18 protein-coding genes are annotated in these 23,850 nt (G+C 44.1%); 7 read left to right on the top strand and 11 right to left on the bottom strand.

Translation table 11 applies throughout. The features are described from left to right. Nucleotides 1–57: 57 nt before the first annotated feature. Together KFE98_21390 and KFE98_21385 are read right to left on the bottom strand one after the other, a co-directional pair. A complete protein-coding gene (locus tag KFE98_21390) occupies nt 58–3,402 on the bottom strand; it encodes a right-handed parallel beta-helix repeat-containing protein (GenBank protein UTW62518.1) in 3,345 nt (1,114 codons plus the stop codon). Nucleotides 3,403–3,509: 107 nt separating this feature from the next. Next, nucleotides 3,510–4,394: an alpha/beta hydrolase gene (locus KFE98_21385; protein ID UTW62517.1), complete on the bottom strand. Its 885-nt coding sequence runs from the start codon at nt 4,392–4,394 to the stop codon at nt 3,510–3,512. Nucleotides 4,395–4,479: 85 nt separating this feature from the next. On the opposite strand from KFE98_21385, the gene KFE98_21380 reads away from it, so the two are divergent. Further along, nucleotides 4,480–5,640: a toxic anion resistance protein gene (locus tag KFE98_21380; GenBank protein UTW62516.1), complete on the top strand. Its 1,161-nt coding sequence runs from the start codon at nt 4,480–4,482 to the stop codon at nt 5,638–5,640. Between the two features lie 73 nt (nt 5,641–5,713). On the opposite strand, the gene KFE98_21375 is transcribed toward KFE98_21380, so the two are convergent. Continuing rightward, nucleotides 5,714–8,932 (bottom strand): DNA2/NAM7 family helicase, encoded by a 3,219-nt coding sequence (locus KFE98_21375; protein UTW62515.1) that lies wholly within the window; start codon nt 8,930–8,932, stop codon nt 5,714–5,716. A 150-nt stretch (nt 8,933–9,082) separates the two neighbouring features. Here KFE98_21375 and KFE98_21370 point away from each other — a divergent pair, with 150 nt between their 5' ends. Further along, complete coding sequence (locus KFE98_21370) at nt 9,083–10,870, top strand: glycosyltransferase family 39 protein (protein ID UTW62514.1); 1,788 nt, start codon at nt 9,083–9,085, stop codon at nt 10,868–10,870. Nucleotides 10,871–11,182: 312 nt separating this feature from the next. Here KFE98_21370 and rplT read toward each other — a convergent pair whose 3' ends face one another. From rplT to KFE98_21345, 5 genes are all read right to left on the bottom strand, one after another. After that, the gene (rplT, locus tag KFE98_21365) at nt 11,183–11,527 is read right to left on the bottom strand and encodes a 50S ribosomal protein L20 (protein ID UTW62513.1); all 345 of its coding nucleotides are present in this window, start codon (nt 11,525–11,527) and stop codon (nt 11,183–11,185) included. Between the two features lie 105 nt (nt 11,528–11,632). Next, nucleotides 11,633–11,830: a 50S ribosomal protein L35 gene (gene rpmI / locus KFE98_21360; GenBank protein UTW62512.1), complete on the bottom strand. Its 198-nt coding sequence runs from the start codon at nt 11,828–11,830 to the stop codon at nt 11,633–11,635. A gap of 85 nt (nt 11,831–11,915) precedes the next feature. Then, complete coding sequence (gene infC / locus KFE98_21355; protein UTW64765.1) at nt 11,916–12,407, bottom strand: translation initiation factor IF-3; 492 nt, start codon at nt 12,405–12,407, stop codon at nt 11,916–11,918. 93 nt (nt 12,408–12,500) lie between these two features. Beyond that, the gene (thrS, locus tag KFE98_21350; GenBank protein ID UTW62511.1) at nt 12,501–14,447 is read right to left on the bottom strand and encodes a threonine--tRNA ligase; all 1,947 of its coding nucleotides are present in this window, start codon (nt 14,445–14,447) and stop codon (nt 12,501–12,503) included. Between the two features lie 188 nt (nt 14,448–14,635). After that, nucleotides 14,636–15,514: a hypothetical protein gene (locus KFE98_21345; GenBank protein UTW62510.1), complete on the bottom strand. Its 879-nt coding sequence runs from the start codon at nt 15,512–15,514 to the stop codon at nt 14,636–14,638. A gap of 92 nt (nt 15,515–15,606) precedes the next feature. Here KFE98_21345 and KFE98_21340 point away from each other — a divergent pair, with 92 nt between their 5' ends. Together KFE98_21340 and KFE98_21335 are read left to right on the top strand one after the other, a co-directional pair. Then, a complete protein-coding gene (locus tag KFE98_21340; GenBank protein ID UTW62509.1) occupies nt 15,607–16,443 on the top strand; it encodes a hypothetical protein in 837 nt (278 codons plus the stop codon). A 163-nt stretch (nt 16,444–16,606) separates the two neighbouring features. Beyond that, nucleotides 16,607–18,538 (top strand): HAMP domain-containing histidine kinase, encoded by a 1,932-nt coding sequence (locus tag KFE98_21335; protein UTW62508.1) that lies wholly within the window; start codon nt 16,607–16,609, stop codon nt 18,536–18,538. Nucleotides 18,539–18,558: 20 nt separating this feature from the next. On the opposite strand, the gene KFE98_21330 is transcribed toward KFE98_21335, so the two are convergent. Further along, nucleotides 18,559–19,218, bottom strand: a complete 660-nt coding sequence (locus KFE98_21330; protein UTW62507.1) for a TPM domain-containing protein — start codon at nt 19,216–19,218, stop codon at nt 18,559–18,561. After that, nucleotides 19,218–20,135 (bottom strand): TPM domain-containing protein, encoded by a 918-nt coding sequence (locus tag KFE98_21325; GenBank protein ID UTW62506.1) that lies wholly within the window; start codon nt 20,133–20,135, stop codon nt 19,218–19,220. Before KFE98_21325 ends, KFE98_21330 begins: the two co-directional genes overlap by 1 nt. Nucleotides 20,136–20,179: 44 nt before the next feature. On the opposite strand from KFE98_21325, the gene KFE98_21320 reads away from it, so the two are divergent. The 3 genes from KFE98_21320 to KFE98_21310 all read left to right on the top strand — a co-directional run bounded on the left by KFE98_21320 (nt 20,180) and on the right by KFE98_21310 (nt 22,777). After that, nucleotides 20,180–20,785: a LemA family protein gene (locus KFE98_21320; GenBank protein ID UTW62505.1), complete on the top strand. Its 606-nt coding sequence runs from the start codon at nt 20,180–20,182 to the stop codon at nt 20,783–20,785. A gap of 4 nt (nt 20,786–20,789) precedes the next feature. Next, entirely contained in the window at nt 20,790–21,380 is a 591-nt protein-coding gene (locus KFE98_21315; GenBank protein ID UTW62504.1) for a YdeI/OmpD-associated family protein, read from the top strand. Nucleotides 21,381–21,811: 431 nt separating this feature from the next. Continuing rightward, the gene (locus KFE98_21310; protein ID UTW62503.1) at nt 21,812–22,777 is read left to right on the top strand and encodes an alpha/beta fold hydrolase; all 966 of its coding nucleotides are present in this window, start codon (nt 21,812–21,814) and stop codon (nt 22,775–22,777) included. Here KFE98_21310 and KFE98_21305 read toward each other — a convergent pair. Next, a complete protein-coding gene (locus tag KFE98_21305) occupies nt 22,774–23,814 on the bottom strand; it encodes a DUF481 domain-containing protein (protein ID UTW62502.1) in 1,041 nt (346 codons plus the stop codon). The two genes, KFE98_21310 and KFE98_21305, sit on opposite strands and share 4 nt — an antisense overlap. Between the last annotated feature and the right edge of the window lie 36 nt (nt 23,815–23,850).

Genomic DNA, 23,850 nt, shown 5'->3' with positions numbered 1-23,850 from the left:
GTCCTAAATTACAATTATTTCAAAACGAGTCTTCAGATTATTGGGCCCGAATGAAGGTCACCGTTTTAGGCCCTTGTTTTCGAGCAAGTGAATGGTATCCGATTGCTCTATCCAGGTATAATCTTCAAAGAGATATCCATTTAGATGTGATAGTGGAAGAAACTGGGTACTGGTCAGATCTATTTGCCCCTCAGGAATGGAATCATCGAGTGAGATGTTTGGGCCAAATTGGCTATTTAAAGCATCATATTCTCGACTTTCCTGGAGGAGAGTTTTCAAGGAATATTTCCAGGAGCTACGGATCAAATGATTGTTTTCAAAGAGGTTTTCTTGGGGAATTCGTGCATCATTAAATGTTTCCATTTTTTTCAATTCAGGATACTTAGCATAGAATTCCGGATGGGATTCCTTTCGGGCCTTTGGGCCGGACACAAAGGCATGGTCTTCATCAAAGAAGTGATGTGAGTAGCTAAATCCGGGTGCGTTGATTTTCAAAGCCGGTATGCAATCAATTATCCAGTTCGATGTGATTTCATTAAAGAATCCGCCATTGAGAATAATCGCATTAGGACAATTGACAATCACATTTTCTTTAACCCTGGTTCCAGAGGTGAATCCATCGAGGTAGACCCCCATGGAGCCATGGTCCCTCAAATAGTTGATGTCATGGATGTAGTTGAACTCGATCTGGTTGTTAAAGGATAGAAAGGATTCGTTAAAACAATAGATTACGCCCACATCAGAGGTCGAGTGACAAGTATTATACAACTCATTGTGATGGATGTGAATCTCTGAACCTTTGAAGATAATACCGGCATGAGGACAATCGAATATTTCGTTGTGATGAATGTCCATTCCAGATCCAACGGCATGAATAGCCGGGCGATAGGCCAGAATGTTGATTCCGATATCATGGATTTTGTTGCCTTCTATTTCGATCTCATTGTTTTCCACCTGACCCACTCCATTTTTCAAAGTGATCCCTGCTTCTCCTAAATCATGGAATTCGCAATGGTTGATTCTAACTTGATTGGCATTGGTCAATTGTATTCCATTTCCTTGAAACCCTTGAAAAGTGCAGTGTTCTACTTCTATTTGAGACACGGAATCACCGATGATTCCGGAGCCACGACCCTGGCTAAAGTGAATGCCTCGAAAAGTGATGTTTGAGCAATTTTGAAGTTGGATCAACGTATCGAGGGTACTTATCTCCAATTTTCCTTGGAAATGTGGTGGTAGTAAAAGGTCGATGGTTTGTTGAGGATAATTGAAGTAATACTCTCCAGGACTATCCCAGGCTGATCTCACGTTTTGGAGTCGTAATTTTTGATTGGGCAAACAACGTGAAGATTGCTCGAATTGAATTGCTTGATTAGAGACATATTTCAAAGGAAAATGGTAATCCGCCCAGTCCCATTGAGGAAATCCGTGAAACACGGCAAATGAATCGTTGGCAAGAGCAGGAATTTTTCCATCTACACCTTCAATAAGGTAAGTCGCGGAGTCCAGTCGCTTTCCAATCCGACCCCATCCCTTTTCAGGCCATATGGAGTTTTTCATTCGTTGATTTTCCACAAAGATTTCCGGAAGCCAAATCATATCGTTTTTCCAGCAACTGGTCCATTGCTGAGTAAAATCTGTTTCCACTTTCTCGAAGGGTATGGATAAGCGCTCCAATCCCGGTTCGAAGGAAAGTTCCTTAGCACCCGAAATTCGAACCGCCTCTTGAGGAAAGGCTTCAAAAGTGATGTTTAGGTGAGGCATTTCTTCGTTCAGTAATAAAGGCTTAGTCGGTCGATAGGTGCCTTCCCGTAAGACCACATGAATGGCGAGCATTTCCGAGGAGTCAGGCTTACGAAATGCTACCAATCTTTCTCTTACTTCTTCTAAACTTCTCAACGGATTTTCCAGGTCACCAATGTTGGTATCAGAACCTGACTCAGACAAATAGAAGGTATGATCATATTCTGCCTCCATGAAGTTTTCATAGATCTTTTTCCTTTTGAGAATCACGCAACTAAAATCCTTTGGATTAAATGCGAGTCCTGGGATAGAAGGCCTAAAACCCGCTGACTTTTGGCGCAATACGGCCACGGTATCCAGGGACATAACATCTGGATAGAGATTTGGAGCGCCCCAAGGCGCAATCAGGTATTCCAGATCAAATTGAGATTTGTGAAAATCCACTCGTTTTTCTGTGGGAGACAGCCACCAAAAGGTAGATGATTGATATTCCAATTCATGAGTTAAAGCGGCATAGTAGAACTTCTCTGGCCCTACGGTTCTACTGCCAGGTGGAATATATTGACCTACAAAATCGACCAGTTCCTGATGCTTTTTGGGAGTTCCGAAATCCAGATTAATGAGCTTTGCGGCGCTAATTCCAAGGTGGGAGATGATCAAAAGTATCGGAGCGAGATAACTCAACCTTTTGTTTTCCTGGACCAGGGAAAGGATTAGCATTGCGTACAGCGGTATGACGAAAACCACGTAGTTACCGCCCTTGACCAATAGATGAAAACAAACGATGGCAGTCAAACAAAAGAAGACGATTCCCTTGTCTTTTAGGTCCGCAAAAGTTTTGGATTTCCAAGAAAGAGCCAGTTGAAGGAATGCTATCACCATCATGGGGATGGACAACATTGGAATCCAGGGATTTTCCAACAAAGAGAAGGAATGGAAGAGGGCATTAAAATCGGTGTAGTAGGAAATGAATTGCGGAACAGAACCAAAGGCCCAAAATACCCAGGGAAGGTAGCCAACGATTAAGGTTAAACTCCAAATGAGAGCCATTCTCCAAGGGGTGGAATAGAATAGATAGATCGCTATGAAAAATAAGAAGAAGGCGCTTCGGGGAGTGGTGAGTAAGGCTAACAAGGCCAAAATCGCTGAAAGTAGAATCCATTTGTTTTTCGAATGCTTTTCAAAATGAAGAAGGGGCCAAAAGCTGGCTCCCACAAAGAAAATGGCCATCGAATCCATTCGACCTTCATGCAAGTTGTTTTGAAAAATGGGATCGAGCATGAAAAGCAGGGCAAACAGGTTGCTTTTTTCAACGGAAAACCGGTGCCGCACTATTTGCCGAAAAACAAGGACAGCTGCAATCCCAAAGAGCAAACCGGTCAGGCGATACTGAAAAACACCGATTCCAAACCACGTCATCAGGGTAGAGGTGCACCAGAAATACAAAGGACCATACAGATGGTAGTTTTGGGAGTAAGGAAAGTAGGGAGCTAACTCCAGGTTCAATTCACCAGAATCCATAAAGGACTTAGACAGACTCAACATGATTTCTTCATCGAACCAGGGAGTAGGAGTGAAGTTGAGCGTGATGAGGTGATAAGCGCTATAAACAAGTAGGGTGATCCACCAGAAGTAAGGATGTGCAAAGAGCCGCTTCACGCTCTAAAATTGGCTAATTCTAATAAGTTGCCGGCAAAAATTCGATCCTGATTTAAAACAATCCGGTTATTAGCTCACACTCAACTTGATAATAGGTGACTCTTCTTTTAGCCATCGGAAGTGACCACGGCCATTACTTCATCGCAGCTGAAATAGTATAAATGATTGGATAGTGAGGCCCACCATACCCGGTGTTTGCACCCGGTAGCTTCCAAATTGCGGATGGAAGAATTCATGGAAGGATCGTTTAAACCGTTTAATCCCAATCGCTCAATTCCATGAATTTTGCCGGAGGTTTTGAGTAAGCGATCCTTGTTGTGGTAAAAGATGGTCATATCACTGCAGCTTTCCAGAATGGATTGCCCTCTTTGGGTATTTAGGATGTTTTCTGGTAGATCCGGTGCTACCAGGTAGATGTGATCAAATAGGTTTTGGGTTTGATGAGAGCTCCCTCCTTCAAACAAAAGACTGAATACCCGATTGCCCATGGAGTGGCAAAACACGTTGATCTTTTTGTCGGGTTGAGAAGTTCTTAATTCCCGAAATAGACTCAAAATCGAGTCACGGGCAAAGTCCATCATTGGGGCCGTTTGGTTATAGTTTTTGGCATATCCCAATGCTGGTGCTTCCCATTTGATGTAGAGCACTTGATAGCCCTGCTGACTCAGATGTTCATCAAAAAAACGAGCCTGGTTTTTGAAAAAGGTGGATTGACTCCCATATAAACAATGAAACACAATCATGAGGTCTTGAGTATCTTGATTCCACTGAGTCATCAAATCCTGTTTCCAGCGAGATATTGATTCAGAAGGGGAGTGACGTACCTTTTTGTTTTGAATATCCAGGTTTCCGGATTCCAGTACATACGAGCCATGTTGATGTTGAATCCAGAGGTAAGGCTGAGTCGTTGCAAAGCCAGAATACGAGAAGAATATTAGGGCAGCGCTAAGCAGTAGTCGTTGAGTCATGAGCTTATTGTATACAAGAATCATGCGAGATTTTGATAAGGGATGTCACAGGTAGAATAACCCTACAATTCGGGAAAAATTATCTTTGGGAAACAATAATCACGGAACCATGGAAGAACAAGCCAAACCACACAAGAATCTGGAATTGGAATCGGATGATCAATTACGAAGTGATCTGGGATTTAATGAAGTTCCAGCTGAAGTTCCTCAGGATAATCTCGAAAAGCAGGTAGAGGATTATGTGTACAAGCTACTAAGCCAGGATGTATCGGAATTGGAAAAGCGCCAAACGGTAGACGGAATGGGAGCGGAAACTCAGGTGGAAGTGACCAACTTGAGTAAAATGCTCGAAACACCGATCCGAAAACTAAGCGCAGCCGGTGAGGATGGTGGTCCCGTGGCCAAGTCTCTGGTGGATCTAAAAGATCAGGTAGAGTCTCTGGATCCTACACGATTCGATTTGACCAGTGCGGCTGGATTTATGGAAAGTGTGGCACGTGCCCTTCCTTTTATTGGTAGCAAGCTTAGCCGGTATTTTGCCCGCTACATGTCTGCCGAAGAAGTAATTGATCGCATTATGGTTTCTCTTCAAACGGGAAGGGATGAATTGAACCGGGACAATGTCACCTTATCTCAAGACAAAGAGCGAATGCTTGGCGGTTTAGAAAAATTGAGATCATCGATTCAGTTGGGGCAGTTGCTGGATGAAAAGTTGCAGTATAAAGTGGACCGTGATCTGGCTAATGATGAGGAAAAAGCTGCTTTTGTACAAAACGAGTTGTTGTTTGCCTTACGTCAGAGAGTGTTGGATTTGCAACAAACGGTGCAAGTGGTACAGCAAGGTGTTTTGACGACTGAGTTGATCATTCGAAACAACCGGGAACTAATTCGTGGTGTAGATCGAGCTCGAACCGTTACCATTAGTGCCTTACAGGTGGCTGTGGCTTGTGCGGCGGCCTTGGCCAATCAAAAAATCGTACTCAAGAAAATTGAAGCTTTAAATAAAACCACCTCCAACTTGATCGCTCATAATGCTGCTATGCTCAAAAATCAAGGAGCCGATATCCAGAAGAAAGCTTCTGAGGCTACTATTGATATTCAGTCTTTGGAACGGGCATTTCAGGATGTGAAAGCGGCACTTACAGACGTAGCAACCTATCGCCAAAATGCGCTGCCCAGAATGGCTCAGAATATCCAGCGGATGCAGGCTCTCAATGAAGAAGCCTATAAGGCTGTGGAGCAATTAGAGTCTGGGAATAGTTCGAAGTAAGTTAGAGAGAGGGCGCCGTAGTTGCTTTAGAGACCGTATTTCTTGACTTGATCGGCAAGTATCTTTATTTCTTTTAGCGCTTCTTCCTGTTGGGTAGATTGCCCGTAAGGTCAACCGAAGACCAGAGCATGGCCATTTTTTGAAATTGTTCTACCGCCTTATCGTTGTGGTTGTATAAATCCTTGATCAAGTCCAGTTGTTTTTGAAAGAGTGTTTGAATTTCAGGTGACATCGATTCTTGATCTTCCGGAAGGCTGTGCTGTAAAATGTTGATTTGAGCAAAGTTGTTGATCGTTGCCGTCAACAAATGATCCACCGCCGATTTGTAGCGTTTGTAGGTCATTTCCGATGGATTCAATTTGGCATCCAGGGTTTCTAAAAACTGCTCGTAGGCGGTCAAAAGTGAATCTATCTGGTGCAATCCACGTTCGTCATCTCGGGCCGAAAAGTCCAATTCCAGGGTTCGCATTCGAGTAGCCAGTTGATGATCGATAGGGATGAGTCGGTGCCAATGTCCATTTTCAATCACCAGTTGTTCATCCTCCTCTTTCAAGGGCTCGTCAATGGCCAACCGTTTGCAAATGGCTTGTATAATTTCATCCGGATGATGAAGCCATTCGTATAAGCTCACGGGAAATACGGGAAGCGCTATTCGGGAAAGTACATGAATACGATCGAGCGAAAATGGATTTTCGTATTCCCCCGGAAAACCAATCAAGTCAATGGCCAACAGTTTTTGCCGATGGATGGCCACAAGGTCCAGGGCCATTCCAGCTACGGTGTAATTCTCCAAAACCTCTACTTGATTTTGTTGCAGCTTAACTACCAAATCCTGAAGGTATTTTCCGCGAAGTATCAATTCATTTTCCACCGACTTGATTTCTGCCGAGTGGATCGATTTTAGGTATTCGTGGATGAGACTCGATTCATTGATTTGCTCGTAGTCAAACGAGGTGTACAGCAGTTGGAGTCCCTTTGCCCTGGTAACGGCCACGTTAAATACATCTTCCCGGTTGAGGTAACCTAACACTTTTTTAACCGAGGCGTCGTCCACGCAACAAGAGATGAGCATGATGTCTCGCTCTTCCCCTTGAAACGAATACGGCGTACCCGATCTTAGTTGATGAGCATCCAGGGTTTCGTAGTCAAAAGCATCAAACAAACGAGACTGGAGGTAGTCTGACTGCTCCCTAAAAAAGGAGAGAAGACCTATCGATAGCCGGGAACCTTTGGGCAACTCCTTTTGAGATTCCACAATACTCTTCACTTTGGCCAAAATCTCATCGGCTTCCTTTTCGTTGATGTTTCGCTTTCTAAGTCCTTGACACTTGATTTCCCGAAGCGGATAGTGGCTATGTGGAACCGGCTTTTCGGTCATGATTCGTAGCTGACCTTCGTAAAACTTTTGGTTGCTAAAGGATATGATCTCCGGAAGACTTCTAAAATGCTCATCCAGCATGACCACGGCTTCGTAGTTGTGAATGCCTTGATTGGCCAAATCTATAATACTGTGGTTGCGATAGTCGAGAGTAAAAGGTGTAGTATTTGGATCTATCTTCAATTTCTTTCGAATCGCGGTTTGGTCTTCCGAGGAAAGAAAAGAAACATGTCGCAGTTGCTTAGGATCACCAACCACTACAGCAGATTTGGCTCGATAAAGTGCGGGTAGGCAAGAGGCAATGTTGCATTGAGTGGCTTCATCAAAAATCACGAGATCAAACTGTTCTTTGTACAATGGCAGCGCTTTGTGCAGGGTGTCCAAGGTGCATAGCCAAATAGGCAAAGTGTTGAGGATAACGTGAAAGTTGGTGTTTTTTAAGCGTTGATCCTGCACCGAGGATTTACTTGCCGATAACGACATTCGAAAATTGATCAGGTCTTTTCGTTTATTGCGTAAGGTATTGACCAATGACCGGTAATAGAAATGATCAATTTGATCCAGAAGTAGCTCCTGCCGTTTGAGTTGAAGCTCATGGATTCGATCAATCTGCTCATATAATTTCTGAGACGGCGTACGAAACAGTCTTTTGATCCATAGCCAAAAGCGATCGGCCCAGCGCATAGGTCCACCAAAACCATAAATCCGTTCCAGCCGAATCCCATCGGATACCTCGGAGATGGAGTTTTTGGTAAACGTCTTTTTGAGTTGAGCGATCTCCTTGTTTACGCTCTTGAGTTCAGAAGAAACATCATCCTTATTCCAATGGGGAACACTCCACCGGGTTAACCGGTCGATGTATTGTTTCATCTCGTTAAATCGGTAATGCTTACCACAGCGAACCACTGATTCTGTCGACAATCCGAGATCGTTGATCAATTTGTGTTGGATCACATCTATGGCACTTTCTGTTTGGGCCACGATCAAAATCGATTTTTTCCTAAGAAACTGCTCCAGCGCGATACTTCCAATCGTGTAGCTCTTACCCGTTCCTGGTGGCCCAATCACCTGGCTCAAAACCTGAGAGCCTGCATTTTCGAGAATTTTATGTTGAGCCGGACTCATTAGGCCCGGAACTCGGTTTTCAATGTTTTTGATGTTCGGGGCAGCCGAGAATTGGTCCAAATGAAACAGCTGTTGCAATGGTTTGGAGAGAACCTGCCTTTTTTCCAGTTGTTCCAATTCATGAACCACGCCTCTTGTTGAAGCGGACCTTTCCGCAATAAACAACAGAGCTCCAGGAGCTATTTTAATGGTCTTTTTTCGGGCTCTTCTTTTGTGCTCCTTAAGTTCAACCGAACCCTTAGGAGGATCAAGCTGTTCAATGTCAATCTCAGAATTGTTTTTTACCAGCCATTCTTCAAAGGCCAACCAATCCAAATCCGACGAACTCTTACCCTGAAACCGATCTTCCCATTCTGCCAAAGCCTCCTTATCGCTTACCAAGGACTGTAATATCGGAGTATTCCATTGAATCTCGTAGGGATCGAAATGAAGGGTATAACCGTCGTTTTCTGCAATCAAACTGGCCTCATGAAAGAGCAGGGGAGAGCAGATCGTATAGGTTTTAGTTTGCCCCATCAATACCGTGGTCGATTTGAAAATCAAATTTCCAATACCCACCAATAGCTTTTTCTCCCTTTTGTAAGCATCCAACTGGGCTTTGAATCGCTCACCGTGGGTATAAAACACATGGAAACCATCAGGATGATAAAGCCTTCCTCTTTCTTCTCTGGTGAGAATGTAGGAAATGATGCTTTTCGACATTACATCGCGAATCACTAACTCCCCGCTATCGGATTGGTAGCATTCTTTGAAGTAGCGGATTATTTCTGGGCGATTCTTGGATTCCATTAGTCAATGCCTAAAGTAGAATGAAACCAACAACTGAGCAAGCTTCGGTCATTAATCCCGTAATTTACAGCCAACGGTTCATACTTTTCGTGTGAAGGCGGGTGAAGGGTGCCATATTATTCTCATCTTCGGAGAGAATAAGAAAACGGCTTGCAACGCTATAAACCATATTTTATTCCCGCCATTCTGGCCCTCTTATCCCTTTTCATATTGGCTTGGTTTGCCTGGCCACTTTCTCATTTGGGCACCTTTCACCTTCGGGTGGTAGAGGCATTTGTTACCGATGAAGGGGATTACCTCTGGCCTATGATGCAGGCTGTGGAGCGGGGAGATTACGATTTAGGCATCTACAGTTATGGCTTGTTGTACTACAACATCGGTTTTGTTTTGGTCGATTTGTTTAGCTGGATCCCCGGGCTGAATCAGTTGTCCATCATACAAATCATGCGGTTAGAATCCTTTGGTTTTTTGTTGGCAAGCACCTGGCTAATGGCCTTTTATGTACGCCGATTTGTAGGAACTAAGCCGGCTATTTGGGTATTTGTATTGGTTCTGTTGAGTAACCTTAATCTACTGTCTTACAGTGTGATGTTACATCCAGATACCTGCCAGCTTTTCTTTGTCATTTTGGCCGTGTATGCCCTGGCCGAGTTTACGCAAAAGTTGCGAGTTCCCTGGTTGATGTTAGCTGGTGCCTCAGCGGGATTAGCTTTTTCAGCCAAGTTCGGTGGCTTAGCTCTTTTACCGGGAATGGTGATTTTATTACTGGTTTACCGCAACTCTTTGAGTCTAAAGTGGAACCCTAAACTTCTGAGTTTAGGAACCTTGATTCTTGGTGGTACCATTGTCTTTTTGTTTGACCCGCAATGGATCAGCCGATGGGTGAGTGAACCTGAATTGTTGGAAGCGCTCAATCATCCCTTGTACGTGGCTCAAGGGTTAGGCATTTGCTCCATCATTCTGAGTTGGGTGGTTCTGTCCAAGGCTATTACCAGTCGTTTTCCAGGATTGTTGCAGCTCAATCAAGCCCTATTTCTTACTTGGGTGAGTGTTGTCCTATTTCTTGTCGGATTTGCCATTGGATCGCCGCAGAGTATTCCAAACTACCGATTTCTGGAAGGATTTGCAGCCGTTACCTCCATTCACGAACAAGGCCATTGGTTTGTTGATGATTCTGGGTTAATGGGCTGGTTGGATTTGTTGTTCTCCGAAAACAGCCTGGGACCCATTCTAGGAATTTTCAGTCTCGCCGGAATCGTTTGGGCAGTTGGAATGACTGTTCGGGCCAAAGGTAGGGGAGTACTAAGTCCTGTTATGCTCCCTTTTTGGTGGATTGTCTCCTTCCTGATTATCGTTGTGTTTCGGGTGGGATCCAAGTTTTTGCATTACCTCATTCCCATAGTTCCCTTTTTGTTGTTCTATGTGGCCCTGGCCATCACGCAGCTTATTCCTCAAACTTTAGGACGTTTAGGAAACCCCATATGGCATAGAACCGGAAATGGGGTTTTGTTTCTTTTATTCACCGTTACGTTTTTGTATCAGATGCGGGAATATAAGATGGAACGTCACCGATTCTACTACGAATCCGGTCGTATGGAAGCTGGCTATTGGTTAGAGAAGAATATCCAGGAACCCGTCATGATTCTGGCTGATAAATACACTTACATACCCGCCACACCCCACATTCGACATGTGAGTACTTTTGGAATTCACCCAAGTCACTTCGAGGAGTTTCATCCCGATTGGGTATTGATTCATCAGGAAATCTACAAAGAGTTCTCCGACAGCAGCCGGGTAAGTGATTACTTGTATGGGCAGGACGTCTATTTAGAGCGCTACCATTTGTACCAGCAGCTGTTGAATGATCAGCATCCACAGTTTGAAAAGGTGGAGGATTTCGGGGAGGTGCAAATCTATCGTAAGCGAGCAAGCAAGTAACTCTTTTAAACTCTTTCGGATTTGCAATCCGAAAGCTAGAGCGGCGGATTTTAAATCCGCAACTCTCTACCTCCGGATTGCAAATCCGGAGGAGGCCGAAATTTTAAAATTTGCCATAGTAATTTCAACAGGTAAATAATGACAGTATACAGCCCGACTCTTTCGGATTTGTAATCCGAAAGCTAGAGCCGCGGATTTGAAATCCGCAACTCCCTACCTCGGGATTTCAAATCCAGAGGAGTGAAAAAAAGGCAAAAAAAAATCCCGACCGCCATAGGCAATCGGGATCTTGAGAATAGGGATTCTACTTAATTATTTTACTTTATCCACAACGGCTTTAAATGCCTCAGGATGATTCATGGCTAAGTCGGCCAACACTTTGCGGTTTAGATCCACATTGCCAGCTTTTACCTTACCCATAAATTGTGAATAAGACATTCCGTGCAAACGAGCACCAGCGTTGATACGCTGAATCCACAATGCGCGGAAATTTCTTTTCTTTTGACGTCTGTCGCGGTAAGCGTACTGTAGACCTTTTTCTACAGCATTCTTAGATACGGTCCAAACATTTTTTCTACGACCAAAGTAACCTTTGGCCAGTTTCATGACCTTTTTTCTGCGAGCTCTTGAAGCTACTGAATTTACTGATCTTGGCATAATTTTTAGTTTTTTGACGGGAAGTGGATCACTGTTTCAGATCGCTTAGGCACTATCCGCCGGGTATAACAATAACCAATTAATTAACGGCGAACCGTCAATCAATTACTTCATGTTCAATTGAAGTTTGATCGACTTTTCGTCTGATTTGTGAACCAAAGTAGCGTGCGTCAAATTACGCTTCTGCTTTGTTTCTTTCTTTGTTAGGATGTGGCTTTTAAAAGCGTGTTTCCTTTTGATTTTTCCAGTTCCGGTAAGCTTAAAACGCTTCTTGGCACTGGATTTTGTTTTCATCTTAGGCATCTTCTGCGTGTTTAAAATTTAATATTCAACCCCCGATTCCGATAGCTATCAGAATTATCGGGGCGAATCCCTATTCTATTCTCTTCTATTTCTTCTTCGGGTTGAAAAACACAACCATGCGTTTTCCTTCCATCTTAGGCATCGATTCCACATCCGCAATCTCAGATAACTCCTGAGCCAGCTTCAGCAGCAAAATCTCACCCTTATCCTTAAATAGGATCGTTCTTCCTTTAAAGAACACAAAAGCTTTAAGCTTAGCTCCTTCTTCGATGAACTTCTTGGCGTGCTTCAGTTTAAACTGAAAATCGTGTTCATCCGTGTTGGGACCAAAGCGAATTTCTTTCACCACAACCTTACTCGACTTACTTTTCAGTTCCTTTTTCTTTTTACGTTGCTCGTAAAGGAACTTCTTGTAGTCCATGATTTTTACCACAGGAGGTGTGGCATTAGGTGAAATCTCTACAAGATCCAGCTCAGCTGCATCGGCTTTTTTCAAGGCCACATCAATGGACACTACTTCGGCACCTTGTCCGTCAACAACTAATCGAACTTCTCTTGCTCGAATTTGTCCGTTTATCCTGTTTAAGATTTTTTCCTCACGTTGAGGACGTCGTCTTGAAAATCGCTTAGCTATGGCTTTCTCCTCCTAATTTTAGTTAGTAATAGTTCTTTATTCAAATTCTCTAATTAACTTCTTTGTCTCGTCTTCAACGTGCTTTACAAACTCGTCAACAGACATAGCCCCGAGGTCGCCCTGACCTTGACGGCGGACGGCAACGGTGCCGGTTTCTTTTTCTTTTTCGCCAATGATCAGCATGTACGGTACTTTGCGCAATTCGGTATCCCGAATTTTACGCCCGATTTTTTCCCCGCGATTATCCACGGTTCCACGCAGCCCATTTTGGCGGAGCAAAAGTAAAATATTTTCAGCTACTTCATCGTATTTCTCTGAAATCGTGAGAATAGCGAATTGTTCTGGGGTCAACCAAAGCGGGAATTTTCCCTCGCAATGTTCGGTCAAAATGGCGATGAATCGCTCCATCGATCCAAACGGAGCCCGGTGGATCATAATGGGGCGATGCTTTTGGTTATCACTACCCATGTAGTCCAAATCAAAGCGCTCAGGTAGGTTGTAGTCTACCTGAATGGTACCCAATTGCCACTTCCGGTTCAATGCATCACGAACCATAAAGTCGAGCTTCGGTCCGTAGAAAGCGGCTTCTCCGTATTCAATTTTGGTAGGCAATCCTTTTTCTTCAGCAGCCTGTATGATAGCCGATTCAGCCTTGTCCCAGTTTTCGTCGGTACCGATGTACTTATCAGGATTCTCAGGATCTCTCAATGAAATCTGAGCTTCGTAATTTTCGAAACCAAGGGATTCAAAAACATACTGAACCAGGTCGATTACTTTGTTGAACTCTTCGATCAATTGATCCGGACGAACAAACAAGTGAGCATCATCCTGTGTAAATCCACGTACCCGGGTCAAGCCATGAAGCTCCCCACTTTGCTCATAGCGGTATACCGTACCAAATTCGGCAAAGCGAATAGGTAAGTCACGGTAGGAGCGAGGTGCGGATTTGTAAATCTCGCAGTGGTGAGGACAGTTCATAGGTTTCAGCAAAAACTCTTCTCCCTCTTTAGGAGTGGTGATGGGCTGAAATGAATCTTCCCCATACTTTTCGTAATGCCCGGAGCACACGTAAAGCTCTTTAGCACCAATATGTGGAGTCATTACAGGCTGGTAACCTGCTTTTACCTGGGCAGCTTTCAAGAAGTCTTCCAAACGGGAACGAAGCTCAGCTCCTTTGGGCAACCAAAGGGGAAGGCCCAATCCTACTTTTTCAGAAAAAGTGAATAGTCCCAGTTCTTTTCCAATTTTACGGTGATCCCGTTTCTTGGCTTCCTCCAGCATGTGCATGTGCTCGGTGAGCATCTTTTGCTTGGGGAAAGTGATTCCATAAACTCGGGTCAACTGTGCTTTGCTTGCATCTGCACGCCAATATGCACCAGCCGTGTTCAATATTTTAACTGCCTTGATAAAGCCCGTGTTGGGAATATGTCCACCACGACACAAGTCAGTAAAGTTTGAGTGATCGCAGAAGGTGATTTCACCATCATTCAAATTCTTGATCATCTCGATTTTGTACTCGTTGAAATTTCCCTCTTGTTTGTAGAAGGCCAAAGCATCGGCTTTGCTTACTTCCTTCATTTTGAATTCAGCCTTTTCACGGGCAAATTCGAGGTAGCGCTTCTCAATTTTTGAGAAGTCCTTTTCAGAAATTCCTTCACCAGGTGCATCTACATCGTAGTAAAATCCGCTTTCCACAGCCGGACCAATAGTCAGCTTTACGCCAGGGTAAAGATCTTCCAAGGTTTGAGCCAATACGTGAGCCGAAGAGTGCCAGAAGGCTTTTTTTCCTTCATCATCGTCCCAGGTAAACAACCTAAGTTCGGCGTCTTCTGTAATAGGCGTCACCGTTTCTACCGTATTACCATTCACAGAAGCTGAAAGTACATTTCGTGCGAGCCCTTCGGAAATATCCCGGGCCACTTCAATGGGGGTAATGCCTGACTCGTATTCTCTTACTGAGCCATCGGGTAGAGTGATCTTCATTTTTATTAGGTTTTAAAGCCGGCAAAGATACATTTTTGACTGTTCCAAGAGGAGCGTCAATGCTCAATTTTCAACCTTCTTTCCGAACGAGGAATTTAAGTCTCCAAATAGAACCTTTTGTACCCTTGAAATGAGGTCAAAAAGTGATGAAATAAGGCGATGGAAATACGGAAAGGAGAATAGGGGAGTTAAGAAACAATGAAACTCCTAAGCTCGAAGATTTTGTCCTGCAGTTTCTTAAGGTCCATTGCATTGATTACCACACTATCTCCCGTTGAGGTAATCTGCATTTGACCCGCTAATTCCTCAAACTCCATCATTCGGTTTTGCAATTCCTCCACTTCGCTATTCACGGCACCTATTCTCGAAAGCTCCTCGTTTAATTGAGTAAGCATTTCAAGTTGCATGGTGATTTGGGATAGGGAGGCTGAATCCAAGGAATTGCTAAAGTTGGATTTGGCACTGAAGGCAATGTAAGCACTTTCAACCCAAGCTCCGGTGTAAAAAAGAATAGCTCGGTCTTGCGTCCCGTTCTGACGAAGTGTTTTGTCCAGATCTTGTTGAATACCACGTACCAATTTGGTCATTGAGTCCTTGTCTCCCAGGCTCTGATTGAACTGCGCAGCCACTACTTCGTAGCGGAAGATTTCGGAAAGCCCAATGCGTTCTGAGAGGGTTTGAAGAGCGGAAATGTAATCCGAGGCGCATTGACCCTGGTCGTTGAGCACACAATAACTTAAGTCCGCCGAGTAAACTCCAAAGTTGAGGGACTTTTTGGTGTGGGTGTGGTACCGTTCAAAGTTGTCCATAGGATTGGTAATCCCTGGAATGTATTCGATACCCGAATTTTTGTAATTGGAAGCCAGTTCAACCGGAGAAGGGAATTCGAGGTAGTGGCTATCCACCAGATTCAACTTTAGGCGGTAGTTTTCGAAATCTTCAATTGCTTCCTGCGCAATTTCCTCCTCATTGATGCTAATACCTTTCTGCTGGTCTTCCTGGCACGAATGCAAGGTAAAGACAATCAGTCCGGTAAAGAGCGTGGCGATGGTTGTCGTCTTCTTCATCTCAAACAACGAATGTAATAACAAATGACCTATACCCGAGGTTAATCTTCCTTGAATTCAAAATTATATGGCTATTTTGGTTGCCATAAATTATGAAAACGTATTTCAGAATATTTGGTTCGTTGTTGGGGTTGGTTTGGTTGACTTCGGCCTGCAATAATCCCAATCCTGCTCCGGGAATGGATGTGGAAATGCAATCCCTTACTGACAGTGCTTCTGATCGCTTGGTTCATGAATTGGGCGCGGTTAGAAAAAACATCGAACAGTCCGCTACCCTGTATACTCGGTTGAATGCTGAAGAATGCCCCTACAATCCGGGTTTGGCGGTGGAGCCAGAGCGTAATCACAATACCTCCAATGCCATGGCCTTTGGTTTCGGTGAATTGGGGGCAAAATTCGTTTACACGGCATCTTACGGACAAACTCAGCATGCCAATGAATACCTGGCACAGATTCTGGATTTATCGGAAAAAATGGGAATACGTCAGTCGTTCAATGAGGAGCAATTGAGGCAATTAGCATTGAGTGACCCTGAAATTGATAAGTCTGCTATTTTGACCAAGGCTTACCTGAGAGCAACCGATCAGCTGTATACCGAAGAACGCGCTGTTATGGTTAGCTATATGGTGCTGGGCGGTTGGATTGAAGGGATGTCTCTTAGCTATGAGATTTGCGGAGAATACCTGGAAGACGACAACATTCGCTTAGGCTTATATGATCAAACCTATGGTTACTACAATTGTATTCGCCTATTGAAAGCATTTGATTCCAACGAAACTACCCATCGTAGTTTGGAGCTCATGCTTGAGCTGGAACCTTTGATGGAGCGAGTGGTTCAATCGCGTGGAGTACTTTCACGTGAGCTCTTTACGGAGGTAAAAGAAAGTATCGAAAATCTTGAAAGTCAGATGGAAGAGCTTTGGTCATAAGCATTCCTCTTGTGGTGTTTTTAGCCCCAACTTAGTCCAATAAAAACAATTCCTTAATACATCCATAACCCGTTTCGGGGAACAGGGTAGACTTCTACATCGTAATCTTAATTGCTGAATGGTGAAGCGATTTTAGGCTTCATTATCAATTAATTACGGTAATATGGATTTATTTGACAACGGAATTTTCCGCAATGCTTGGTCGTCCAGGTCATCTCCTGCCGTGGTCAAACCTCAGGGAAATACAATTCAATTTCGGCTCTTGCTGGCTTTTCTATTTTTTACCCTCATCATTGTTTTTATGTCTGGGGTATCCGCCTATTACCTCTGGGAGGTGGAAAAGGTAAATGCCTTTAATACCCGGCTGCAAAACATGAGATCTTCTACTCAGCAGTTAATCAATCGGGATGCGGAGATTTTACATTTGGAGTTGATTAACACCGAATTCTACGAAACGGCTTCCACTCCAGCCATTATTCAGCGCGATCAATTGACTTCTCAGATAGAAAATAACCTTGAGTGGGTTATTGACAATCAGGTTCAGCATCAGCAATTGGGATTTCCTGATTTATCGCATATCCGAGCCCAATTGGATACCTATAACCGTCATTTCAGAGCCATTCTGGAAAAACAACGCGAACGGGGATTTAAAAACCATGGCCTGGAAGGGGAGATGCGCCAATATGCTCATCGTTTGGAAGACCCAGCCTTGCCCATTGACTTGGACAAGGTATTGTCGTTACGTCGTCATGAAAAGGATTTTTTCCTTCGAAACGATACGGCCTATATTCTTCGATTAAATCAGCTGTGCAATAAGATTCTTGCCGATTTAGCAGCTGAAGAGCAGCAAGCAGGATTGGTGGAAGGCGTTGCTTTGATTACCAATTACCAGGCGACGTTTAATCAATTGGTTAAAGTTCAACAGGAGATTGGATTAAAGAATCAGACGGGAATGACTCAGATGCTCGATTTTCAGCGCAATATTTTGAGCAATCAGTTTTACGCAGCCTCCCAAGCTTCGCAAGAACGCACAGAGGCCATCATGGGTAAGATTCGGATTCAATACGCGGTCACTTGTCTCATTTGTATTGTGCTCAGTTTCGTGTTGAGTTTGGTAATCTCGGCCTATATAAGCCGACCTATTCGTCGCCTTTCGGATTTTATGCGTCGTTTTATTCTCAACCATGTTGGGCGTTCTGATTTGAAAACGGTGGAAATGGAATCCGCCCCGTATGAGGTTAAAAATTTGGCTCGTTCATTTTCCGAAATGACCCGTCAGCTACGCAAGCAATACCATGAGATATCTGATAAAAAGATTCGTTTGGAAGATAAAAATGCAGAATTGACCAAGCTCAATGGCGAGCTGGATCGATTTGTATATAGTGTATCGCACGATCTCAGGGCACCGCTTACTTCCTTATTGGGCTTGATCGATTTGACTGAAATGGATTGCAAGGACGAGACTACTCAAGGCTACTTGGGAATGATGAGAACCAGCGTTCAACAGATGGATACGTTTATTGAGGATATTCTAAGTTTTTCCAGAAACCGCAGCCAAGAGGTTGTAGTGGAAACCATAGATATTGAAGGGTTCATTCGAGAGTTGTACGAGCAGAATAGTTTTTCGCTCAACGATCAGGTTGATCTATCCTTGTCTTCCGAAATCCTAACCTCGTTTTATTCCGATAAGCAAAGGCTTCGAATGATATTTAATAACCTGATGTCCAACGCTATCCGCTATCGGGATTTGAACAAGCCAATAACTCAGATTAGGGCACAGATTCAGGTAACTGAAAAAGAAGCCTTTATAAGTTTAAGCGATAATGGAATTGGGATAGATAAGGCTCATCAGGAAAAAATCTTTGACAAATTTTTCAGAGCAAGTGAACGCTCTAAAGGCAGCGGATTAGGACTATTCATCGTGAAAGAGGCGGTGGAAAAACTGAATGGTGGTATAGAGGTAAAATCAGAATTGGGGACAGGTACTACTTTCCTTGTCCGTATTCCCAATCTAAATCCAAATGCGTCCATCTCGGAGCCCAAAGCACAAAAAAATGCAACCAATCCAACCGATTTTCAGTTGTTTATGAATTGAAAAGGGGAGGGGGTGAGGGATTACTCAATAATGATTCCATCCCGAAGCTCATTAATTTGAGATTGGGTAGCGGTAAATCCTTTGGCAAGAAGAAGTGATTTACATTGCTTGATCGCTTGAATGATTCCTCCTTCCAAGTCCTTGGATTTAATTCCTGCGATGATATGGGCTACCACCTCATTCCAATCTTCCTGAGTCAATTTGGAGTTGATCCCCTTATCGCCCATCACATGTACTTGATGCTCGAGAAAGGATATGTAAATGAGAATGCCAATTCGTTCCGAGGTTTGAAAAACTTCTTCCTGCAAGAACACGTCGTGGGCTTTGGTTATAACCCGCTGCAACACATTGTTTTTGTGCATAAGGGCAACTCGAATTCTCGGGAAAAGAAAGGGGATTAGAACTCCGGTTAGGGTGATTGATAGAACGAACAGAGAAATATCAAACTGGGATAATCCAGCCGGGAGCATCCACAAGTAAGACATTGCTCCGACGCTTGCCGTGCTCAAGATGGCGAATAGGGTACCCAGGTACCAGATGGCATCACTGTAGTTATCGCTTCGACGAGCCAGGTAAATGACCAGTTCACCGGAAGTTTCTCTCTCAAGGTGTTGAACTTCAGTTCGGATCGCCTCCTGCTGTTGTTCGTTTAGCCGTATTTTTTGTGTAAATCTGTTCATTACCAACCTCCTGAGGCTCCGCCACCTCCAAATCCGCCGCCGCCACCGCCGCCGAATCCTCCTCCGCCACCGCCGAATCCACCGCTTGATCCTCCGCCGTACCAGCCTCCACCAGCTCGACGCCCGTAGGGATCGTTAGCACTGGTGTATCCAGATGTAGGATTTGAGAGACTAAATATTTTGAATTGAATGGTTAGGGTGAACACAAGGGCGATTAGGAGAACAATCCAACTGCTTAAAAACAGACCAATCACGGCTGCTAGGCCGACGCTTAATCCAATTCGCAAAAAAGAATTCTTAATCGCAGAGTACATAATGATATTTAAGAAGAAGGCGGCAAACAGAAGGAGTATGGCTTTTCCTACTTTTTCTTCTTGCTCTTTTTGAATCTGTTGTCGAGATTTCCCTTGGGCCGGTGGTAAATCCTCTCCCTGGATTAAGGCGATTAGGGCATCTACTCCGGCATTTATGCCACCAAAAAAGTCTGAAGATCTAAACCGCGGTACAATGCGTTCTTCAATGATTTGCTTGGCCATGGCATCTGGAATGGCTCCTTCCAAACCATACCCAACTTCTATTCTCAATTTTCTATCCTCCTTGGCAATGATCAGAATGACTCCGTCATCTACATCCTTTCTTCCGGCCTTCCATTGCTCGGCCATTCGAATTCCGTATTGCTCAATCGTCTCCTCACCAGTGGTGTAAACGATCGCGATAAACAGTTGACTACCCTTGGATTTTTCCAGGGCAGCCAATTTGGCTTCGAGGCTGGCAATATCACGGGAGGTTAACGTTCTCGTTTGATCAGTTACTCGGCTTTTCAGCTCTGGAATAGCAATTTGGGCTGAAGTCAGGTTGGTGATCAGGAGAAACAAAAAGAGGAGTGGATAAAGATATTTGGTTTGGGCAGTTTTCACTCGGGCTAAGATAATTAGATTTGAAATGACCAAATCACAAAACAATGAATAATAAAACCTGGATTGTTATTGGAGTGGTAGTTGGAGTTCTTCTGCTTACTATCTACTTATTTTATTCCCTTTTTGGCGGAACTTACAATACCCTTGTTGAAAAAGATGAAGCCGTTAAAGCGCAATGGTCGAAGGTAGAAACCCAGTACCAGCGTCGAGCCGATTTAATTCCAAACCTGGTAAATGTAGTTAAGGGATACGCCGATTTTGAAAAGGAAGTACTCATTGAAGTAACCACGGCTCGCTCAAAAGCGGGAAGTGTTACCATTGATCCTAAAAATCTGACGAACGAATCCATCCAGAATTACCAAAAAGCCCAATCAGGGATTACGTCGGCGCTTTCACGGTTATTGGTGGTTGCGGAGCGTTATCCGGACTTAAAAGCGAACCAAAACTTTCTGGAATTACAGGCCCAATTAGAAGGAACCGAAAACAGAATTGCGGTAGAACGGGGCCGATTTGCCGATGCCGTGCAGAGTTACAATACTTCTATTCGCCAGTTCCCAGCTGTGTTTATTGCAGGGTACTACGGATTTCAGGAAAGGGATACTTTCCATGCACAACCAGGAGCCGAAAAGGCTCCGGAAGTTAAATTTTGATTTTATGAAACGTTTCACCTCAGTAGAAGAATACCTTGAAAGCCAGGAAGCATGGACACCGCTTTTAACGGCCGTGCGAGATACGATGTTGGATTGTGGTCTCGAAGAAGCCATCAAATGGGGAGCTCCGGCTTACCTGTCAGGTGGAAAAACCATAATTGGCTTGGCTGCTTTTAAATCACATATGGCTGTTTGGTTTCATCAGGGAGCTTTGCTAAAAGATTCAGCAGGAGTACTTATAAATGCTCAGGAAGGTAAGACGCAGGCTTTGAGGCAATGGCGAATCCAATCGGAAGCGGAGCTGGATTTAAAGCTTCTACGCGCCTATATCGAGGAAGCGATTGAAAACCAAAAGCAAGGAAAAGCGATCAAACCTCAGAAAAAGCCGCTTATCGTTCCCGATGAACTACAAACCTGGCTGGACAATAATCCGGAAGGAAAAGCCCGGTTTGAAGGACTTGGACTTTCTCGCAAACGGGAATACACCGATTACATTTCCGAAGCCAAAAGAGCTGAAACTAAGCAGAAGAGACTGGAGAAAATCGGGCCAATGATTCTTCAGGGAATAGGTCTGCACGATAAGTACCGTTCCTAAAAATGAAAACCCCCAATCTACGGATAGATCGGGGTTCCTTGAAGTTTTAATTCTAACGACCTATTCAATAATCATCTGTTGCCTCAATACTTGAGAACCTGACACAGAAGTCGGTGCGGTTTTGTTGATTTGAAGCGCATTGGTCCACTCGTGTCGAATGGGATAAGCGGAAGTGGTTGATGGTTGAGATATCAGAATATTGAAGGGACCCGGTGGATTTGTTTTTCATGAATGATTTTTGGAGTTAATTGATATTTCGGAGGTTTGAATCCTGCCCGAAAATGCGGGGCAAATAACACAGGAATAAGAAAAGATTCACGATCGAAATGGGATGATTTTTGTAGGCCAAATGAGGAAGTTTGTTGAATGACAGTCATTTGATATGCTGTAAATCTTGACTCCATCTTGGGCTATCTTCTTAATTTCGCGGCATGGAAAAAAATCCTCCTGCTTATCAACCCTGGTGGCCCTTTCGATCGGGGCATTTCAATACGATATATTCCCGTGTATTTCGTAAAACGACTCAGGTAAGTTATCATCGTGAGCGACTGGAATTGGAGGATGGTGATTTTCTTGATCTCGATTTTTCCCGGGTCGGATCTGAGCAACTACTCATTCTTTTGCATGGATTAGAAGGAAGCAGTGATTCTCCTTATGCCCACAGCCTTGTTCACGCAGCCAATCAGGCCGGAATGGATGCTATGGTACTCAATATGCGCGGTTGTAGCGGTGAGCCCAATCGCCTGTTAGAGTCCTATCACAGTGGGAAATCAGATGATTTGAACCGGGTAATCAATCACTTGATTCAAGTGAGTCAACAAGACTTATTTGTGGTTGGAGTAAGCCTTGGAGGAAACATAACCCTTAAGTATGCAGGGGAGCGTGGAGACCAACTTCCGGATCGGGTAAAAGCCGTTGCCGGAATATCCGTGCCTTGTGACTTAGCTGCATCCGCTGTGCATTTGGCCAAGCGTTCCAATTTTGTCTATTTGAGGCGGTTTTTAAAATCTCTTCGCCATAAAACTCGCCTCAAGGCTGAGCAGTTCCCGGATTCCGGAATTTCTGTAGAGGAGGTGGATGCAACCCGTGATTTTCATCAATTCGATAATCTGTACACTGCCCCCGCTCACGGATTTAAAGATGCGGCGGATTATTACCAATCTTGCAGTTCCCGATTTTTTATTCCGGCTATTCAATGCCCTGCGCTGATTATCAATGCTTTGGATGATCCTTTTTTACCCAAGGAATGTTACCCGGTGGATGAAGCAATGGCAAATCCCCAGGTTCAATTATTGACCACTCGTTATGGCGGACACGTTGGTTTTCATACCAGAAGGGGGCAGGCTCCCTGGTTTGAGCAGGTGGTTATCCGGTTTTTTCAGGACCAAGGAAGCTAAAAGGAATAGGAGAGGGTAGATATAACCCCCCAGTCTTCGGTTGAAGCGGCTTCACTCACAGGTCTTGTATCAAATTGGTAGTAGTATCTAAATCCAAATTTGAGGTTGTTTACGATTTCCACTTTCGGATTGATATTAATCTCACCCCGATAACGACCTGGAATACTAAAACTGGGATAAACAGTGGCATTCGCATCCACATAAAAATCTTTTACTCCGCTATTAAACAGAAGATAACCTATGGTAGCAACACCTTCTGATGAGGTTACATAATCGGTGCTATCAATGGCTCGCTCAGCGTTTACAATCGTACCTACTGTTCCATGAAAACGATGCGCATTGGTGTAAATGAAATCATTACCTAAACCCACCCCGCCTTTTACCCGGAGGTCCAATCCTAATTCGCTGTTTTGCCCAAGACCGGAGTTCACAGCCACGTACCACCTTTTCACCAGGGTATATTGTACGGTGAGGTTGAGATCTGATTTTCGGGTGTTTTGGAGTTCTTCCTGCTCGGTCACAATCATGCTTCCGCCCATCTCCGCTGTGAGTCTTTGGTTGCGGTAGCTAATTTTTCCACCCAGGTTGTATTGCAAAACCTGACTTGCTTTGGTAAAGCTGAATCCTGCTTCCAGACTTCCGTCTACCTTGGGCCAGAATCCACGCTCCACTTTTTTCATGCTCACCAGTTCCATCAGGGCCACCGTTCGGGTTTCCCGGGTGCCTCGAAGTTCCACATAACCAGGAGCTGCCCGCCCCAAGGTTCCAAAAAATTCACTGTGATCGCGGAGAGACATTTCGAAATCATTGGGCGAGCTTATCCAGCTTACATCGTCCCAGTCCAGGGCGATAACCCCGGATTCATCGGTGTCGAATTTGAGCTTGCCCATGTCCAGCGATTTAATTTCACCAGTGAGCCGATCTCCATTGGCAAATACAATGGTGTCAGTGTTTTCAGCTTTGGCAGAATTCCAGCAACCCAGTAAAATAAGTCCTGTAAAACCAAGTAGAAGAAAAGCGTTTCGTTGAATCACCATGGGTTAATTTGCAATCGTCCTGCGAAAGTAAAACAA

Source organism: bacterium SCSIO 12741 (assembly GCA_024398055.1).
Lineage (GTDB): Bacteria > Bacteroidota > Bacteroidia > Flavobacteriales_G > Salibacteraceae > SCSIO-12741.
The sequence above is the reverse complement of the archived record's forward strand: the minus strand, read 5'-3'. Positions and strand labels throughout refer to the sequence as shown.

Bases quoted from the DNA above. Each gene is read 5' to 3' on its own strand.
- KFE98_21380 (UTW62516.1), top strand. From the start codon at position 4,480: ATGGAAGAACAAGCCAAACCACACAAGAATCTGGAATTGGAATCGGAT.
- KFE98_21305 (UTW62502.1), bottom strand. From the start codon at position 23,814: ATGGTGATTCAACGAAACGCTTTTCTTCTACTTGGTTTTACAGGACTT.
- KFE98_21340 (UTW62509.1), top strand. From the start codon at position 15,607: ATGAAAACGTATTTCAGAATATTTGGTTCGTTGTTGGGGTTGGTTTGG.
- KFE98_21320 (UTW62505.1), top strand. From the start codon at position 20,180: ATGAATAATAAAACCTGGATTGTTATTGGAGTGGTAGTTGGAGTTCTT.
- KFE98_21345 (UTW62510.1), bottom strand. From the start codon at position 15,514: ATGAAGAAGACGACAACCATCGCCACGCTCTTTACCGGACTGATTGTC.
- KFE98_21375 (UTW62515.1), bottom strand. From the start codon at position 8,932: ATGGAATCCAAGAATCGCCCAGAAATAATCCGCTACTTCAAAGAATGC.
- KFE98_21330 (UTW62507.1), bottom strand. From the start codon at position 19,218: ATGAACAGATTTACACAAAAAATACGGCTAAACGAACAACAGCAGGAG.
- rplT (UTW62513.1), bottom strand. From the start codon at position 11,527: ATGCCAAGATCAGTAAATTCAGTAGCTTCAAGAGCTCGCAGAAAAAAG.
- rpmI (UTW62512.1), bottom strand. From the start codon at position 11,830: ATGCCTAAGATGAAAACAAAATCCAGTGCCAAGAAGCGTTTTAAGCTT.
- KFE98_21310 (UTW62503.1), top strand. From the start codon at position 21,812: ATGGAAAAAAATCCTCCTGCTTATCAACCCTGGTGGCCCTTTCGATCG.
- KFE98_21385 (UTW62517.1), bottom strand. From the start codon at position 4,394: ATGATTCTTGTATACAATAAGCTCATGACTCAACGACTACTGCTTAGC.
- KFE98_21335 (UTW62508.1), top strand. From the start codon at position 16,607: ATGGATTTATTTGACAACGGAATTTTCCGCAATGCTTGGTCGTCCAGG.
- KFE98_21315 (UTW62504.1), top strand. From the start codon at position 20,790: ATGAAACGTTTCACCTCAGTAGAAGAATACCTTGAAAGCCAGGAAGCA.
- thrS (UTW62511.1), bottom strand. From the start codon at position 14,447: ATGAAGATCACTCTACCCGATGGCTCAGTAAGAGAATACGAGTCAGGC.